Source organism: Klebsiella sp. CN_Kp088, assembly GCF_040064335.1.
Classification (GTDB): domain Bacteria; phylum Pseudomonadota; class Gammaproteobacteria; order Enterobacterales; family Enterobacteriaceae; genus Klebsiella; species Klebsiella aerogenes.
This window is the reverse complement of the sequence record NZ_JBEAIQ010000014.1, coordinates 122978-139233: the sequence shown is the minus strand read 5'-3', so window position 1 is coordinate 139233 and position 16256 is coordinate 122978. Positions and strand designations below refer to the sequence as shown.

Below are 16256 nucleotides of genomic sequence, written 5' to 3'. Positions count from 1 at the left end.
GGACGCGTTTTACGCTTACCGGGCGTTTTTTTATCGCTCCTCACATCTCACCTTACGTAAGAAATCGCTCAGTGAACGGTCGGCGCACTCGCTGAAACGACGTTCGATCACCTTCACCTCCAGACAACGATCGAGACGAAAGTTACGATAATCACTGCGCAGTTCGCACCAGGCCACCAGCAGCCAACGCTCCCCCCAGAAAAATAGCCCCAGCGGCAGCACTTCACGCCGCGTTACCTGACCGGATTCATCCTGATAGTGAAGCTGCAACACCTGCTGATTGGATACGGCCTGATGGATAACGTCAAAATGGGTTTTAGCATAACGATGCGCGCCAAAGTCAGGGGCAAACAGCCGGGTCTGCTCCGCTTTGCGCCGCCGGTCTTCCGGCAAAATCGCCAGCATTTTTTCCTGAGCTGACTCCAACGACTGCGAAAGCGCATCTCCGCCCCAGGTCTTCAGTAGTCGAATCGCGGCGATTAGCGCTTCGGATTCTTTGCTGGTCAGCATCAGCGGCGGCAGATCATAGCCCGCCAGCAGACGATAACCGCTCCCGGCCTCGCCCTCAACCGGTACACCGGAGAGCGAGAGGTCGCGGATATCGCGATAGACGGTTCGCTCCGACACGCCCAACCGCTCCGCCAGCAGCGCCGCGGTGGTTAGCCGCCTGCCGCGCAGGATCTGTACAATCTGAAATAAACGGTCGGCGCGTCGGGTCATTTCTCGTTTCGCTAAATAGTCAGGTTAAGCCGGTTGATGCAAACCTACGCGGTTACCTTCGCTGTCGGTAAACAGGGCGATGGTGCCAATATCATTCGGCAGCGCCAGCGGGCCAAACACGCACAATCCGCCCGCCGAGGCGACGCGATCCAGTGTGGCGGCAAGGTTGTCGGTGTGCAGATAAATAATAGCGCCCTGCGGCGATGGCGCGATACCATCAAATTTAGCTAACGCGCCGCCGGGGGCCGGATCCTGATGCGGGAAGACGGCCAGGTCCGCACAATCCATGGTTTCACGACGCAGCGTCACCTGCATTACCGGCTCATAAAACGCGACGGCGCGATCCATATCAGCGACCGGAATTTCAAACCAGTTAATCACGTTGTTCATACTTCCTCCTGCTCGTTAGTGAGTTCAGAAGCAGTGTACGAGAGGCCTCCTGACAGCATACTGTCAGCAGGTTTCTGGCGGGCAAAAAAAATCCCGGCCACAAGGCCGGGATTGCTTTATATCAACTGAACCAAATTACGGCAGAATGGACGGCTGATCCGCCCCTTCTTTTTCGACCTTCTGCTGGATCAGATGCTCGCGCTTCATGCCCAGTTTCAACGCCAGCGCGGACGCGACGTAGATAGAAGAAGCCGTACCGATGGATACACCGATCAGCATGGTCAGCGAGAAGCCTTCCAGAATCGGGCCGCCGAAGAGGAACAGCATCAGGATCACCATCAGGGTGGTACCGGAGGTGATCAAGGTACGGTGCAGCGTCTGGGTCAACGACACGTTAAAGATTTCGTACGGCGTACCGCGACGGATCTTACGGAAGTTTTCACGGATACGGTCCGACACCACGATACTATCGTTCAACGAGTAACCAATTACCGACATCAGTGATGCGACGATGGTCAGGTCAATCTCGATGTGGAACAACGACAGCACGCCCATGGTAATGACTACGTCGTGCGCCAGTGCAATAACGACCCCTGCCGCCAGTCGCCATTCAAAGCGGAAGCCGACATAGATAAGGATACACACCAGCGCCGCAATCAGCGCCAGAGCGCCGGTTTGCGCAAGGTCCGCGCCCACGCTCGGGCCAACGAACTCAATACGTTTCACCGTCGCGCTTTGGCTGGTCGATTCGTTAATCACGTTAACGACTTTGCTGCCCAGCTCCTGGCTGCCGTTGGCATCGTGTACCGGCGGCATACGCACCATGATGTCGCGGCTGCTGCCGAAGTTCTGCAACTGCGGCTCCTCAAAGCCCGCTTTCTGCAGCGAATCGCGCAGCTGGTCCATATCAACCGGTTTTTCGAGGGTAATTTCAATCACCGTACCGCCGGTGAAATCGAGACCCCAGTTAAACCCGCGGACGCCGATGATGGCGATCGACACAATCAGCAGAAAACCTGAAATGCCGAAGGCCCAGTAGTCCCAGCGCATAAAGTCCCAGACTTTACGGCCGTGGTTCAATTGTTCAACAGTATATTCCTGTGCCACAACGCACTCCTCAGATAGACAGCTTTTTAACGCGCTTGCCGCCGTACAGCAGGTTCACGATGGCACGGGTGCCGACGATAGCGGTAAACATTGAGGTCGCGATACCGATACCGGTAGTAATCGCAAACCCTTTAATGGCACCGGTACCGACCGCGTACAGGATGATAACCTTAATTAGCGTCGTCACGTTGGCGTCGAAGATAGAGCTAAATGCGCCCTTATAACCTTCGTCAATCGCCTGCTGAACGGTACGTCCGTTGCTCAGCTCTTCTTTGATACGCTCGTTAATCAGTACGTTAGCATCGACCGCCACCGCAAGGGTTAAGACGATACCCGCGATACCCGGCATGGTCAGCGTTGCCCCAGGAATCAGGGACATAATGCCGACAATCAGCACCAGGTTAGCAATCAGCGCGGAAGTCGCAATCAGGCCGAACTTCTTATAGAAGAAGATCATGAACAGGATAGAGACCACCAGACCGGCCAGACACGCTTCCAGGCCCTGCTTGATGTTCTGCATACCCAGAGTTGGGCCGATAGTACGCTCTTCAACGATCTGAATCGGCGCAATCAGGGCGCCCGCACGCAGCAGCAGAGAAAGCTGACGCGCTTCGGTCGGGTTGCTGATACCGGTGATACGGAAGCTATTGCCAAGGCGAGACTGGATATTGGCGATGTTAATCACCTCTTCCTCTTTCGCAAGGATAGCGCGACCGTTGGCATCTTTCTTACCGCTGTCTTTGTACTCCACGAACAGGGTCGCCATCGGTTTACCGATATTGTCCTTGGTGAAGTTAGACATGATGTTGCCACCCGCGCTATCGAGCGAGATGTTAACCTGCGGCTGGTTGTACTCGTCCATGCTGGAAGTGGAGTCAGTGATATGATCGCCGGTCAGGATCACGCGCTTATACAGCACCACCGGACGGCCTTCACGGGTATCTTTCACTTCCGAATCGCCCGGTACGCGGCCAGAAGCGGCTGCGGACTGATCGACGTTGGTGTTCACCAGACGGAATTCCAGCGTCGCGGTCGCGCCAAGGATTTCCTTCGCACGCGCGGTATCCTGGATACCCGGCAGTTCAACCACGATACGGTCGGAACCCTGACGCTGCACCAGCGGTTCGGCCACGCCGAGCTGGTTTACACGGTTACGCAGAATGTTGATGTTCTGCTGAACGGCGTATTCACGGGCTTCTTTCAGACGTTCGTCGGTCATCACCGCTTTCAGCGCATTGTTCCCCTGGCTTGAAATAACCAGATCGCGATGGCGCGGGCTGAGATAAGAGATAGCCTGGTCGCGCGCCGCGCTGTCGCGGAAGACGATGCTCAGACCGTAGTTGTCTTCCTTACGCACGGTGGAGTAAGGAATGCCTTTGTCACGCAGCTCGCTGCGCAGGCTATCGATGTTTTGTTCCTGCAGTTTGCCTAATGCGGTGTCCATGTCTACTTCCATCAGGAAGTGCACGCCGCCGCGTAGGTCAAGACCCAGCTTCATCGGCTCGGCATACATCGCCGCCAGCCAGCGCGGGGTAGCAGGAGCAAGGTTTAGCGCCACGACGTATTTGTCACCCAGCAGGTTAACCAGCGCTTCACGCGCTCGCAGCTGAGTGTCGGTGGTGTCGAAGCGCGCAAGAATTGCGCCCTCTTCCAGTGCCACAGACTTCGCGGTGATTTTTTCTTCTTGTAAAGTTTTCTGGACCTGGATCAGCGTTTGCTCACTGGCGGCGACGCCGCGCGCGCCAGTGATTTGAACAGCCGGATCCTCACCATACAGGTTGGGAAGCGCGTAAATCAGGCCGACGATAATCACGACGACCAGCATCACGTACTTCCACAAAGGATAACGGTTTAACACGGCAGTTCCCTTAGGGAAAATGGTAATTACAGCGCCTTCATGGTGCCTTTCGGCAGAACGGCAGCTACGAAGTCACGTTTGATAACCACTTCGGTGGTATCGTTCAGCGCGATAGCGATGTAGCCGTTTTCCGCGACTTTAGTCACACGACCAACCAGACCACCGTTAGTCAGGACTTCATCACCTTTGGCGATGGAGTTCATCAGATTCTTGTGCTCTTTAGTACGTTTCTGCTGTGGGCGCAGGATCATGAAGTAAAAAATCAGACCGAACACCACCAGCATCAGAATCAGAGACATTGGGCTGCCCTGCGCCGGCGCGCCGGTTGCTGCTACCGCATCAGAAATAAAAAAGCTCATTGAAATTCCCTCATTATTAAAATTAATCAACGTTCAAAGGAGGAACGGAACGCCCCTGACGTTGGTAAAAATCGGTCACGAAGCTCTCTAATTTACCCTCTTCGATAGCCTTGCGTAAACCAGCCATTAAACGCTGATAGTAGCGCAGGTTATGAATGGTATTGAGGCGCGCGCCCAATATTTCGTTGCAACGATCAAGATGATGCAAGTAAGCACGTGAATAATTGCGACACGTATAGCAATCGCACTCGGCATCCAGCGGCGATGTATCGCTTTTATGCTTCGCGTTGCGGATTTTCACTACGCCATCGGTCACAAACAGATGGCCGTTACGCGCGTTGCGCGTCGGCATAACGCAGTCAAACATATCGATGCCGCGACGTACCCCTTCCACCAGGTCTTCCGGTTTCCCGACGCCCATCAGGTATCGCGGTTTATCTGCCGGGATCTGCGGGCAAACGTGCTCCAGGATACGGTGCATGTCTTCCTTCGGCTCGCCGACAGCCAAACCGCCGACAGCGTAGCCATCAAAGCCAATCTCTACCAGACCTTTCACCGAGATATCTCGTAAATCTTCGTAAACGCTGCCCTGAATGATGCCAAAGAGCGCGTTTTTGTTGCCGAGGCCATCGAAACGGTCACGGCTGCGCTTGGCCCAGCGCAGAGACATTTCCATCGAACGCTTAGCGTAATCCCAGTCTGCCGGGTACGGCGTACATTCGTCGAAGATCATTACGATATCGGAACCGAGATCGTACTGAATCTCCATCGATTTTTCCGGATCGAGGAAAATCGGATCGCCGTTGATCGGATTGCGGAAGTGCACGCCCTGCTCGGTGATCTTACGGATATCGCCAAGGCTGAAGACCTGGAAGCCGCCGGAATCGGTGAGGATCGGCCCTTTCCACTGCATGAAATCATGCAGATCGCCGTGCAGCTTCATGATTTCCTGGCCCGGGCGCAGCCACAGGTGGAAGGTGTTGCCGAGGATGATTTGCGCGCCGGTGGCTTCAACTTCTTCCGGCGTCATCCCTTTGACGGTGCCGTAGGTACCAACGGGCATAAAGGCTGGCGTTTCCACTACGCCGCGATCAAACACCAAACGGCCGCGACGCGCGCGGCCATCGGTGGTATCAAGTTCAAATTTCATTATTGCTCCTGCGTCAGAAAAACAGTCCGACGTTTAAATACTCGCCACGGAATGATTCCGTGGCTAAAAAATGCGTCAAGGCGTCAGAAAGCCGGCGTGCCGGCCTTTTTAGGGACGCTCAGAAATAGCCTGCGGATTGTACGTGATAAACATCGCGTCCCCGTAGCTAAAAAAGCGATATTTTTGTTCTACCGCAGCCTTATAGGCGTTCATGGTGTGCTGATAGCCAGCGAAAGCGGAGACCAACATAATCAGTGTGGATTCAGGGAGATGGAAGTTAGTCACCAGCGCATCGATGACTTTGTACTGATATCCCGGATAGATAAAGATCTGCGTATCGGCAAAGAACGGCTCAATCAGGCCATTTTTAGCCGCCTGCGCCGCGCTTTCCAGCGAACGCACGGAAGTGGTGCCGACGGCGATGACGCGGTTACCGCGCGCTTTCGCCGCCAGAACCGCATCAACCACATCCTGCGGCACCTCCGCATATTCTGAGTGCATGATGTGCTCTTCGATGCTGTCGACGCGCACCGGCTGGAAGGTCCCCGCGCCAACGTGCAGCGTCACAAACGCCATCTCAATGCCTTTAGCGCGCAGTTTTTCCAGCAGCGGGTCGTCAAAATGCAGGCCGGCGGTCGGCGCGGCGACCGCGCCCGGCTTGGTGCCGTAAACTGTCTGGTACAGCTCGCGATCGGCGTCTTCGTCCGGGCGGTCGATATACGGCGGCAGCGGCATATGACCGATGCTGTTCAGAATATCGAGCACCGGGCGCTCATCGTTGAACTCAACTTCAAACAGTGCGCCGTGGCGCGCCAGCATTGTGGCGTTAATGCTTTCATCATCGCCTAACAGCAGCTCCGCCCCCGGTTTCGGCGCTTTAGAGGCGCGAATATGTGCCAGAATACGTTTATCATCCAGCATTCGCTCGACCAGCACTTCAATCTTGCCGCCGCTGGCTTTACGGCCAAACAGACGCGCCGGGATCACCCGGGTGTTGTTAAAGACCAGCAGATCGCCAGGGTTGAGCTTATCGAGCAGATCGGTGAAAGTACCGTGCGTCAGCGCGCCCGTCGGCCCGTCCAGCGACAGCAAGCGGCAGCTACTGCGCTCCGGCTGCGGATAGTGAGCAATCAGGGATTCAGGTAATTCAAAGGAAAAATCGGTAACGCGCATGACGATGACTCAGACTAAATAAAGAGGCGGGTAGTCTAGTGCCGGGCGGGTCTTCCTGCAACCGTTACCCTATTCAACGCTGGATATAATAGCGGAATACCATGATTAACCAGCAAGAACGGCATGACCGTGTGAAGGATTGAAGTCGATATGAATTTTCTCGCGCATTTACATCTCGCCCATCTTGCGGATAGCTCGCTGCCGGGCAACCTGCTGGCCGATTTTGTCCGCGGTAACCCGCAGGGCGAGTATCCTGCGGATGTGGTTGACGGCATTTATATGCATCGGCGTATAGATGTAATGACCGACAATCTGGCGGAAGTTAAAACGGCGCGCGAATGGTTTCGCCCCGAGACCCGCCGCGTCGCGCCAATTTCCCTCGACGTCATGTGGGATCATTTCCTGTCGCATCACTGGGCGCAGCTGTCGCCGGATCTGCCGCTAAACGAGTTTGTGCGCTACGCCCACGCGCAGGTAGCGCAAATTCTGCCGGATTCGCCGCCGCGCTTTGTTAATCTCAATGAATATATGTGGTCCGAACGCTGGCTGGAACGTTATCAGGATATGGAATTCATTCAGCGCGTCCTGAACGGTATGGCCAGTCGCCGCCCGCGCCTCGATGCGCTGCGTGATTCATGGTACGACCTTGATAACCACTATGGGCAACTGGAGCAGCAATTCTGGCGTTTTTATCCGCGAATGATGGAGCAGGCGAAAAAGAGAACGCTGTAAAACCTTGCGCTTTCTCACAAAACGATTATTCTGAAAGCGCTATTGAATAATTATCAATAGGCAAAATCTATCTCATCGATTGTCAGCGCCGCATTGAGTTCCTGCCCGCCTCTGCCTATACTGGCCCGCGTTGCGTTCCAATTAACCTTAGTAATAACAGGAGAATCATATGGTTCTGGTTACTCGTCAGGCTCCGGACTTTACCGCTGCAGCAGTATTAGGTAACGGCGAAATCGTTGAGAAATTCAACTTCAAACAGCACACCAACGGTAAAGCTACCGTCCTGTTCTTCTGGCCAATGGATTTCACTTTCGTTTGCCCGTCTGAACTGATCGCTTTCGACAAGCGCTACGAAGAATTCCAGAAACGCGGCGTAGAAGTGGTTGGCGTTTCCTTTGACTCCGAGTTCGTTCACAACGCATGGCGTAACACCCCGGTAGACCAGGGCGGTATTGGCCCGGTTAAATACGCGATGGTTGCCGACATCAAACGTGAAATTCAGAAAGCTTACGGCATCGAGCATCCGGACGAAGGCGTTGCGCTGCGCGGTTCCTTCCTGATCGACGCTAACGGCATCGTTCGCCACCAGGTTGTTAACGACCTGCCGCTGGGCCGTAACATCGACGAAATGCTGCGTATGGTTGACGCGCTGCAGTTCCACGAAGAGCACGGTGAAGTTTGCCCGGCTCAGTGGGAAAAAGGAAAAGAAGGTATGGCCGCTTCTCCGGAAGGCGTAGCTAAATACCTGACCGAAAACGTATCCAGCCTGTAATCGGCTAGACGTTTCCATAAAAAGGCTCGCAAATGCGAGCCTTTTTTGTGCCTGTTATATTCGCTGTGAGCCCGGTAAGCGCAGCGCCACCGGGCAAAAGTATCAGAACGCGAAGCAAGAACAGCCTAATACGCCCCAGAAAGCCTGCTCATCCGCCACCGGAATCGACGACTTGCGCGCAATATCATGCTGATGTCCGTGCACGCCGCAGCTGCCGCAGCACTGGTGCATCTGCACCACCGCGCCAATCTTCGCGGCCGCAGGCGGCGCCGAGCGATAATGCCCTGGCACTTTTACCACCGGCGACCACTCCGGCAATACCGGAATTGGCGGCGGCGCCAGCGGCGAGAAATGGCCGGCCGCGTACACCACCTTGCCATCAACGATGGTCAATACCGACTCAATACCTTTAATTTCCTCTTCCGCAACGCTGAAGTAGTCTTTTGACAGCACCACCAGGTCAGCCAGTTGCCCTTTCTCAATGCGTCCTTTTTTACCCTGCTCGCTGGAGAACCATGCGCTACCGGCGGTCCATAGCTCAAGGGCGACGTCGCGCGGCAAACGGTTGTTATCGTCGTACATCGCCATGCCGCCGACGGTACGTCCGGAAACCAGCCAGTACAGCGCGGTCCACGGGTTATAACTGGCGACGCGGGTCGCATCGGTACCCAAGCCTACCGGTACGTCCAGTTCCAGCATTTTCGCCACCGGCGGCGTATGTTTCACCGCCTCTTTGCCGTAGCGATCGACGAAATACTCGCCCTGGAAAGCCATCCGGTGCTGCACCGCGATACCGCCGCCTAGCGCCTTCACGCGTTCAATATTACGTTCGGTGATGGTCTCGGCGTGATCGAAGAACCAGTGCAGGCCGTTAAACGGAATATCGCGGTTCACCTTCTCGAACACATCCAGCATTCGGCTAATCGACTCATCGTAGGTGGCATGCAGACGGAAAGGCCAGCGGTGTTCCACCAGATGACGCACCACCCGCTCCAGCTCATCTTCCATGCCTTGCGGCAGATCCGGCCGCGGCTGCAGGAAATCTTCAAAATCCGCCGCCGAGAAGACCAGCATTTCACCTGCGCCGTTGGCACGATAGAAATCGGTGCCCTGCCCCGGCTTCAGCATATCGGTCCAGCGCTCGAAATCGTCCAGCTCCTGCTTCGGCCGCTGGGTAAAGAGGTTATAGGCGATACGCACGGTCATCTGCTCTTTGGCGTGCAGTTGCTCGATAATTTCGTAATCTTCCGGGTAGTTCTGGAAACCACCGCCGGCATCGATGGCGCTGGTTAATCCTAAACGGTTCAGTTCGCGCATAAACTGGCGCGTGGAGTTGACTTGCAGCTCAAGCGGCAGCTTCGGTCCTTTGGCCAGCGTCGCATACAGGATCATGGCATTCGGTTTGGCGATCAGCATCCCGGTCGGGTTGCCGTTGTTATCGCGAACGATCTCGCCGCCCGCCGGATCCGGCGTCTCTTTGGTATAGCCAACGGCTTTCAGCGCCGCGCGGTTAAGCAGCGCGCGATCGTACAGATGCAGCACGAATACCGGCGTGTCAGGCGCCGCTTCATTCAGCTCTTCCAGCGTCGGCATGCGGCGTTCGGCAAACTGGAATTCGCTCCAGCCGCCGACCACCCTCACCCACTGCGGCGACGGTGTGCGATCGGCCTGATCTTTTAGCATACGCAGCGCATCCGCCAGCGATGGCACGCCTTCCCAGCGCAGCTCGAGGTTATAGTTCAGGCCGCCACGAATCAGGTGCAGGTGGGAGTCGTTAAGACCTGGGATCACCGTATGGCCTTTAAGATCGACAATTTGCGTCCCCTCGGCGGCGAACGTCATGATTCGATCGTGGCTTCCGGTCGCGAGAATTTTTCCATCGGCGATGGCCACGGCTTCCGCCAGTGGGTTCGCGCGGTCGAGTGTATGAATCTGACCGTGGGTCAGAATCAGTGTGGCAGTTTGCGACATAACGCACTCCTTTAAGCTGGTTGAGCTAGTTTTTTTTCAACCAACCGGCAAACAGACGGGTCACGATAGGCATCCACAACCAGACCACCAACGCGACCACCAGGGCATCGTTAATCAGATGCAGTAACAAGCTTCCCCGTAACTCCGGTAGCGCCATGCCGGTCAGCCATGGTACCAGGTTGGTACTTGGGAAGATGACCAGCAGGGTTATCAGGAACTGTTTCCAGCGCAGCGGCTGGCGAATATTGGCCGCAGGCGGGGTAAACCAGAACGCCGGTTCGGTGCGGATTTCGGTACGATCGCCATCATTGAGAAACGGCGCGATTTCCGCGACTAATTCACGACGGGTTTCCGACTGCGTCCAGGCGTAGAGATGTTCAATGGTGTCGAAGCGAATTATCACGCTCCAGAGATTTTGCCCGGCCGCCGGACGGATCACGTTGGCGCCAAGATGGCCGGGAAACTCCGCCGCAACCGGCATGATTTTGCCCAACCATGCTTCATACCGCTGGCCGTTTTGTGGATCGAGATGATGACTGATGACCAGCGTCACTGATTTCTGTTGCGCCATTAAGAGTTCCTTGCTTCAGGGGAATGACGGGATTTCTCCCGCCATCAGCCATAAATGACAATACACAAAATCATTCATGCCGCATTGAGGCGGCAAGATTGCCCGCCCTCGAGCGCTGACATCAGCCAGTGACGGGGCGGGCAAGCGAAGCCAACAAAGAGGCAGCTTGCAGGATGAAGTGTTTTAGGCTTTACGTTCCGGCGCGCCGTGCACCATGGTATAAGCATAATCCACGCCCATACCGTAGGCGCCGCTATGTTCGCGAACCAGATCCATCACCGCGTCATAAGTCTCTTTACGTGACCAGTCGCGCTGGTACTCCAGCAGGACCTGCTGCCAGGTCACCGGTACCGCGCCGGCCTGCACCATACGGTCGATGGCGCGCTCGTGAGCGTCAACGGAGGTACCGCCGGAGGTATCGGTTACCACGTACACTTCATAACCTTCTTCCAGCGCCATCAGCGCCGGGAAGGTCAGGCACACTTCAGTCCACAGCGCGGAAATAATCAGTTTTTTACGTCCAGTGGCTTTCACCGCATTAACAAAACCGGTGTCTTCCCAGGAGTTCATAGAAGTACGTTCAATCGGTTTCACTTCAGGATGAACCGCCAGCAGTTCTGGCCAGATATAGCCGCTGAAGCTTTTGGTTTCGACAGAGGTATAAATAACCGGAACGTTAAAAATCTTGCCCGCTTTGGCCAACGCGACGGTGTTATTTTTCAGCGTCTGGCGATCGATATTGGCCACACCAAAAGCCATTTGCGGCTGGTGGTCAATAAAAATAAGGGTGGAATTAGACGGATCAATCAGTTCACGAATAGACATAACACATCCTATTAATCAATTAGTTAGGAAGATAATACACTGCCGTTGTGCTGTGCTGATTGTGGCCAATAACGCATGATGAGTATAGTCAGTAATTTCTAACGAGTTATTAAAGAAATCTTTCCGTTTTAATTCACTTGAGTAAAAATAGTGACCGTTTGAATAATTAAAAAAAGACTAATCAAAAAATTAATGGGAACTGTTCTAATTTATTCACTGGAATTGAACATCGGCCTTCGGTAAAACAACGTTATTATTAGACTGGCGGATCGAGACTAATGCGTTTAAACCTTGATGTACTTTTGATTCTTGATGCTCTGGATAGGCATGGCTCGTTCGCGCTGGCGGCGGAGTCGCTATTTAAAACCCCCGCCGCGCTGAGCTATATGATCCAAAAACTGGAAAACGATCTAAACATCAGTCTGCTGGATCGTTCCGGACACCGGGCGAAATTTACCGATACCGGTAAAATGATGCTGGAAAAGGGGCGCCTGCTGCTCAATGCCGCCAACGATCTGGAAAAACAGGCGCAGCTGCTGAGTTCCGGCTGGGAGCGGGATCTGGCGATTGCGCTGGACGACTCTTTTCCTTTCCAGGCCCTATTGCCGCTGATTGAAAAATTTTACGCGCAATATCCGCAAACCCGGCTCAACTTTACCCACCATACCCTGGCGGGCTCGTGGGAAGAGCTGACTCACAACGGCGCGGATATTATTCTTGGGGCGATTAACGAACCGCCGACTTCAGCGGAATGGTCGTGGAAAATGCTCGGCGCGATGGACAACGTGTTCGTTGTCGCGCCCGGCCACCCGCTGGCGGCAACAACCCAGCCACTGACCAACAAACAACTCAGCCTGCATCGCGCGGTGGTTATTAGCGATAGCGCCCGCTACTGTCATCCACTGAACAGCAACCTGCTCGATGAGCAGGAGCAAATCCGGGTAGATGATTTCGCCACCAAAGTCGCGCTCCTGCGCGCCGGTTTGGGATGCGGATTCCTTCCCCGCCACATCGCCCTCCCGTGGCTGGAGAGCGGTGAGTTGCTGGAGAAACCGGTGATTTCGAGCCGTGAGAAAGATATAACCTATATGGCCTGGCGTAGCGGCAATAACGGTCTGGCTCAGCGCTGGTGGCGAGAGGCTATTCTCGAAGACAGCTGTCTGAGCCAGCTCTACCGTTAACGGCTACACCAGACGCTTGCGGAAATCGCGGGCAAACTCAGCACATCATTGTGCATGTCGCCCGTGCCTTCTTTTCGCTGCCACGTTTTCCCCTCCAGCAAAGGCGATGCGTCGATTACCACCTCGCAGGCATGACCGCGGTTTATCGCCACCAGCACCCGCTGCTGTTTGTAAACGCGAACAAAGACCACCACGTTATCTTCCGCATAGATGACCTGGCAGCCGCCATAGCGCAGCGCCTGATGCCCCTTACGCAAGGTGGTCATACGCTTATATAACGCCAACAAGTTTTCATCCTGCAGCGCCGGATCCCATGGGAAGGGTTTACGGCAGAAGGGATCGTTGTTGCCATCGACGCCGACTTCGTCACCATAGTAAATACACGGAACGCCCGGCCAACAGAACAGCCAGACCACCGCCAGCGGCAGTCGCGCCACATCCTTACCCAGCAAGGATTTAAAACGCGCGGTATCGTGGCTGTCCAGTTGGTTAAACATCCGCAATTGCTGCTGATGCGACAGCCCGGCGCGATAGTTGTCCATCCACGCCATACAAGTTTGCGCATCGATGTGCTGCGGATCGTAGGAAATATCGGTATTGGCGAGGAACCCCCACAGCGGGAAGGTAAAACCACGATAGTTCATCGCCGCGTCTTCGGCATCAGCCTGCAGCCACTGGCGCGCATCGCCAAAATGTTCGCCGAATACAAAAGCCTCCGGCTGCTCCCGCTTCGCCGCCTGGGTGATACCAGCAATATGACGCAGGTTATTACGCGCGCCGCCATCCTCGCCCAGCATATGCACCACGTCCAGCCGCCAGCCGTCCATACTCCACGGCGCTTTTAACCAGTGGCGCACCACGCTGTCTTCACCCGCATAGATTTCGTTAACCAGGCTCGATGAACGGTAGTCAAGTTTTGGCAGACTGGCGTAACCCAGCCAGTTATGCGCCACCCCGTCCGGGGAAAAATTAAACCACTCACGCCACGGTGAATCCGGCTGATGGCAGGCGCCGTTGCTCGCCTGCTGGTGGCGATCGAACCACGGGTGCGAGTCACCGGTATGGTTAAACACGCCGTCGAGGATCAGGCGCATCCCTTCACGCTGCGTATTGTGGCGCAGGCGCAGCAGCGCGGCATCGCCACCGAACTGCGGATCGACACGGCGATAATCAGCGGTATCGTATTTATGTACGCTGGGCGCGACGAATACCGGATTGAGATACAGCGCGGTCACGCCAAGCTGCTTCAGATAAGGAAGCTTCTCGCTAATACCGTCGAGGTCGCCGCCATAAAAGGTCGAACCGCCCGCCTCGCCGGTTAACGGCTCATCCCACGCTTTTAGCACAATATCCTGGCCGGCCGCATGGTGGTAATAAACCTCGTCCTGCCCGGCTTCTCGCGCCTCGCTACGGGCGAAACGATCGGGGAAAATTTGATAAAAGACCTGATCGGCGACCCACTGCGGGCCGCTATCCGGCACATCAACCGCAAACTGCTCCAGCCTCGCGGGCGGGAAACGCTGGAATCCCTGCGGTGTAAACCACAACTGACGGTCCGCCCACAGCAGCTTAAAGCTATAGCGGCGGCGCGGCTGGCCGTTCATCAGGTTTATCTCTCCACGCCAGGCGACGACATCGGCGTGTGGGGATTGGCGCAGGCGCTGCATGGGCAACGACAGCTCTTCATTGTCTTCTTCCGCGCGCAGCGTAATTCGCTGCGGCATTGTTTCGCCGCTTAGCCACAATGTGATAACGAGTCGTTCCTGCTGCTCTTTAATAAAAGGAGCAACCGGCAGGTGCCAGGCCTTCAACATCATCATTCCTCTTTTTGCGTGATGGCCACACCTTGCCACAGTGAACAGGCGTATAACTCATCATCAATAGAATAATTGGGGGAGGAGAAAGGAGGAGGATGTGATTTTTCCGGGCCGCGGCAAAGCCGGACCCGGAAGAGTGGAGAATTACTGCGCCTGCGCTAACTGGCGATCGCGGCGGGTCTTAATTTTCCAGCCAACCAGCAGCAGCACGATCCACGCAAAGCCGACGTACAGCGAAATGCGGGTATCCGGATGGTAGCCGATAAGCGCGATGATAAAGACCAGGAACAGCAGGCCGACCACGGTGGTAGCCACGCCGCCCGGTACTTTAAACTTCAGCGCTTTCACCTCTTCCGGCGACAGGCGGCGACGGAAAGCGATTTGCGACAGCAGGATCATAATCCACACCCACACCGTGGCGAAGGTCGCCAGCGAAGCAATTACCAGGAAGACGTTTTCCGGCATGATGTAGTTGAGATAGACCGCAAACAGCAGCGCCACGGTCATCACCAGCACCGTCACCCACGGCGTACCGCGACGCGACGTTTTGGCGAACACTTTCGGCGCGCTCCCCTGCTCGGCCATTCCGTGCAGCATACGGCCAACGCCGAATACGTCGCTGTTAATCGCCGATAGCGAGGCGGTTAACACCACGAAGTTCAGGATGCCGGCGGCAAAGGTAATTCCCATATGCTGGAAGGTCAACACGAACGGGCTGCCGTTAGTACCCACCAGGTTCCAGGGATAGATAGACATAATGACGAACAGCGTCCCCACGTAGAACACCAGGATACGCATCGGCACCGAATTAATCGCCCGCGGAATGGATTTTTCCGGATCCTTCGCTTCACCGGCGGTGATACCGATAATCTCAATTCCGCCGTAGGCGAACATCACCATCTGCAGCGACATCACCATCCCCAGCCAGCCGTTACTGAAGAAGCCGCCGTTACTCCATAAGTTATGAATACCGGTTGGCTGACCGCCGTTGCCGATACCCCAGATGATGATGCCGAAACCGGCAAGGATCATGATGATAATCGTGGCGACTTTAAAGAATGAGAACCAGAACTCCAGTTCGCCGAACACCTTCACGCTCATCAGATTGACGGCGCAGATAATCAGCACCACGCTTAGTACCCATATCCAGTGCGGCACCGCCGGGAACCAGACGCCCATATAGATACCGAAGGCGGTCACGTCGGCAATCGCGACGATCAGGATTTCAAAACAATAGGTCCAGCCGGTGATATAGCCGGCCAGCCCGCCGAGGTTCTCCTGCGCATAACGCGAGAAAGAGCTGGCGGAAGGGTTATGCACCGACATTTCGCCCAGCGCGCGCATGATGATATACGCCGCCACGCCGCCGATAATGTATGCCAACAATACGCTCGGCCCCGCCATTTTAATGGCGTCTGCCGAACCATAGAACAGGCCGGTACCAATAGCGGAACCAAGGGCCATAAAGCGAATGTGCCGGGTACTTAGCCCGCGCTTAAGCTTGTTACTACTTTCCATCGTGTTCCATGCCGTTTTTCTCGTTTGTGCTTTGCGGGGGCAAAACGCAAAAGGGAATGACCAAAAAAACAAAAAACCACGGGACCTTAAGTCCCGTGGTTAAACACCTGCG

15 protein-coding genes are annotated in these 16256 nt (G+C 55.3%); 3 read left to right on the top strand and 12 right to left on the bottom strand.

From position 1 onward, the window contains the following. Positions 1 to 30 precede the first annotated feature (30 nt). From ABLV08_RS04225 to queA, 7 genes are all read right to left on the bottom strand, one after another. A complete protein-coding gene (locus ABLV08_RS04225) occupies positions 31 to 720 on the bottom strand; it encodes a YafY family protein (RefSeq protein WP_020079501.1) in 690 nt (229 codons plus the stop codon). A gap of 24 nt (positions 721 to 744) precedes the next feature. Beyond that, positions 745 to 1110, bottom strand: coding sequence for a VOC family protein (locus tag ABLV08_RS04220; RefSeq protein ID WP_020079502.1), 366 nt, complete (start codon positions 1108 to 1110; stop codon positions 745 to 747). A 135-nt stretch (positions 1111 to 1245) separates the two neighbouring features. After that, on the bottom strand, positions 1246 to 2217 hold the full coding sequence (secF, locus tag ABLV08_RS04215) for a protein translocase subunit SecF (protein ID WP_015367999.1): 972 nt from the start codon (positions 2215 to 2217) through the stop codon (positions 1246 to 1248). A 10-nt stretch (positions 2218 to 2227) separates the two neighbouring features. Next, positions 2228 to 4075 carry a protein translocase subunit SecD gene (gene secD, locus ABLV08_RS04210; protein WP_015704558.1) on the bottom strand — a complete coding sequence of 616 codons (1848 nt, stop codon included), beginning with the start codon at positions 4073 to 4075 and terminating at the stop codon, positions 2228 to 2230. A gap of 26 nt (positions 4076 to 4101) precedes the next feature. After that, positions 4102 to 4434: a preprotein translocase subunit YajC gene (gene yajC / locus ABLV08_RS04205; RefSeq protein ID WP_003859109.1), complete on the bottom strand. Its 333-nt coding sequence runs from the start codon at positions 4432 to 4434 to the stop codon at positions 4102 to 4104. Positions 4435 to 4456: 22 nt separating this feature from the next. Further along, a complete protein-coding gene (gene tgt / locus ABLV08_RS04200; RefSeq protein ID WP_015368001.1) occupies positions 4457 to 5584 on the bottom strand; it encodes a tRNA guanosine(34) transglycosylase Tgt in 1128 nt (375 codons plus the stop codon). A 108-nt stretch (positions 5585 to 5692) separates the two neighbouring features. Next, positions 5693 to 6757 (bottom strand): tRNA preQ1(34) S-adenosylmethionine ribosyltransferase-isomerase QueA, encoded by a 1065-nt coding sequence (gene queA / locus ABLV08_RS04195; protein ID WP_015368002.1) that lies wholly within the window; start codon positions 6755 to 6757, stop codon positions 5693 to 5695. A 150-nt stretch (positions 6758 to 6907) separates the two neighbouring features. Between queA and acpH the strand changes: the two genes are divergently transcribed. Further along, positions 6908 to 7489, top strand: coding sequence for an ACP phosphodiesterase (gene acpH, locus ABLV08_RS04190; protein ID WP_015704556.1), 582 nt, complete (start codon positions 6908 to 6910; stop codon positions 7487 to 7489). Between the two features lie 169 nt (positions 7490 to 7658). Then, positions 7659 to 8261: a peroxiredoxin gene (locus ABLV08_RS04185; protein WP_015368004.1), complete on the top strand. Its 603-nt coding sequence runs from the start codon at positions 7659 to 7661 to the stop codon at positions 8259 to 8261. Positions 8262 to 8363: 102 nt separating this feature from the next. On the opposite strand, the gene ABLV08_RS04180 is transcribed toward ABLV08_RS04185, so the two are convergent. The 3 genes from ABLV08_RS04180 to ABLV08_RS04170 all read right to left on the bottom strand — a co-directional run bounded on the left by ABLV08_RS04180 (position 8364) and on the right by ABLV08_RS04170 (position 11628). Further along, a complete protein-coding gene (locus ABLV08_RS04180; protein ID WP_032712727.1) occupies positions 8364 to 10232 on the bottom strand; it encodes an amidohydrolase in 1869 nt (622 codons plus the stop codon). Between the two features lie 25 nt (positions 10233 to 10257). Further along, positions 10258 to 10803 (bottom strand): antibiotic biosynthesis monooxygenase, encoded by a 546-nt coding sequence (locus ABLV08_RS04175; protein WP_015368006.1) that lies wholly within the window; start codon positions 10801 to 10803, stop codon positions 10258 to 10260. Positions 10804 to 10986: 183 nt separating this feature from the next. Continuing rightward, on the bottom strand, positions 10987 to 11628 hold the full coding sequence (locus ABLV08_RS04170; protein ID WP_015368007.1) for a hydrolase: 642 nt from the start codon (positions 11626 to 11628) through the stop codon (positions 10987 to 10989). A gap of 278 nt (positions 11629 to 11906) precedes the next feature. Here ABLV08_RS04170 and ABLV08_RS04165 point away from each other — a divergent pair, with 278 nt between their 5' ends. Continuing rightward, the gene (locus tag ABLV08_RS04165) at positions 11907 to 12809 is read left to right on the top strand and encodes a LysR family transcriptional regulator (RefSeq protein ID WP_015704553.1); all 903 of its coding nucleotides are present in this window, start codon (positions 11907 to 11909) and stop codon (positions 12807 to 12809) included. Here ABLV08_RS04165 and malZ read toward each other — a convergent pair. Continuing rightward, positions 12806 to 14623, bottom strand: coding sequence for a maltodextrin glucosidase (gene malZ / locus ABLV08_RS04160; RefSeq protein ID WP_032713967.1), 1818 nt, complete (start codon positions 14621 to 14623; stop codon positions 12806 to 12808). The genes ABLV08_RS04165 and malZ overlap by 4 nt on opposite strands. A 147-nt stretch (positions 14624 to 14770) precedes the next feature. Continuing rightward, a complete protein-coding gene (gene proY, locus ABLV08_RS04155; RefSeq protein WP_015368010.1) occupies positions 14771 to 16144 on the bottom strand; it encodes a proline-specific permease ProY in 1374 nt (457 codons plus the stop codon). Positions 16145 to 16256: the final 112 nt, after the last annotated feature.

What these genes read in the sequence shown, in the direction of transcription:
- ABLV08_RS04220 (WP_020079502.1), bottom strand. Translation starts at nt 1,110, where the DNA reads ATGAACAACGTGATTAACTGGTTTGAAATTCCGGTCGCTGATATGGAT.
- queA (WP_015368002.1), bottom strand. Translation starts at nt 6,757, where the DNA reads ATGCGCGTTACCGATTTTTCCTTTGAATTACCTGAATCCCTGATTGCT.
- acpH (WP_015704556.1), top strand. Translation starts at nt 6,908, where the DNA reads ATGAATTTTCTCGCGCATTTACATCTCGCCCATCTTGCGGATAGCTCG.
- malZ (WP_032713967.1), bottom strand. Translation starts at nt 14,623, where the DNA reads ATGTTGAAGGCCTGGCACCTGCCGGTTGCTCCTTTTATTAAAGAGCAG.
- ABLV08_RS04185 (WP_015368004.1), top strand. Translation starts at nt 7,659, where the DNA reads ATGGTTCTGGTTACTCGTCAGGCTCCGGACTTTACCGCTGCAGCAGTA.
- proY (WP_015368010.1), bottom strand. Translation starts at nt 16,144, where the DNA reads ATGGAAAGTAGTAACAAGCTTAAGCGCGGGCTAAGTACCCGGCACATT.
- ABLV08_RS04225 (WP_020079501.1), bottom strand. Translation starts at nt 720, where the DNA reads ATGACCCGACGCGCCGACCGTTTATTTCAGATTGTACAGATCCTGCGC.
- ABLV08_RS04170 (WP_015368007.1), bottom strand. Translation starts at nt 11,628, where the DNA reads ATGTCTATTCGTGAACTGATTGATCCGTCTAATTCCACCCTTATTTTT.
- tgt (WP_015368001.1), bottom strand. Translation starts at nt 5,584, where the DNA reads ATGAAATTTGAACTTGATACCACCGATGGCCGCGCGCGTCGCGGCCGT.
- ABLV08_RS04175 (WP_015368006.1), bottom strand. Translation starts at nt 10,803, where the DNA reads ATGGCGCAACAGAAATCAGTGACGCTGGTCATCAGTCATCATCTCGAT.
- ABLV08_RS04165 (WP_015704553.1), top strand. Translation starts at nt 11,907, where the DNA reads ATGCGTTTAAACCTTGATGTACTTTTGATTCTTGATGCTCTGGATAGG.
- ABLV08_RS04180 (WP_032712727.1), bottom strand. Translation starts at nt 10,232, where the DNA reads ATGTCGCAAACTGCCACACTGATTCTGACCCACGGTCAGATTCATACA.
- yajC (WP_003859109.1), bottom strand. Translation starts at nt 4,434, where the DNA reads ATGAGCTTTTTTATTTCTGATGCGGTAGCAGCAACCGGCGCGCCGGCG.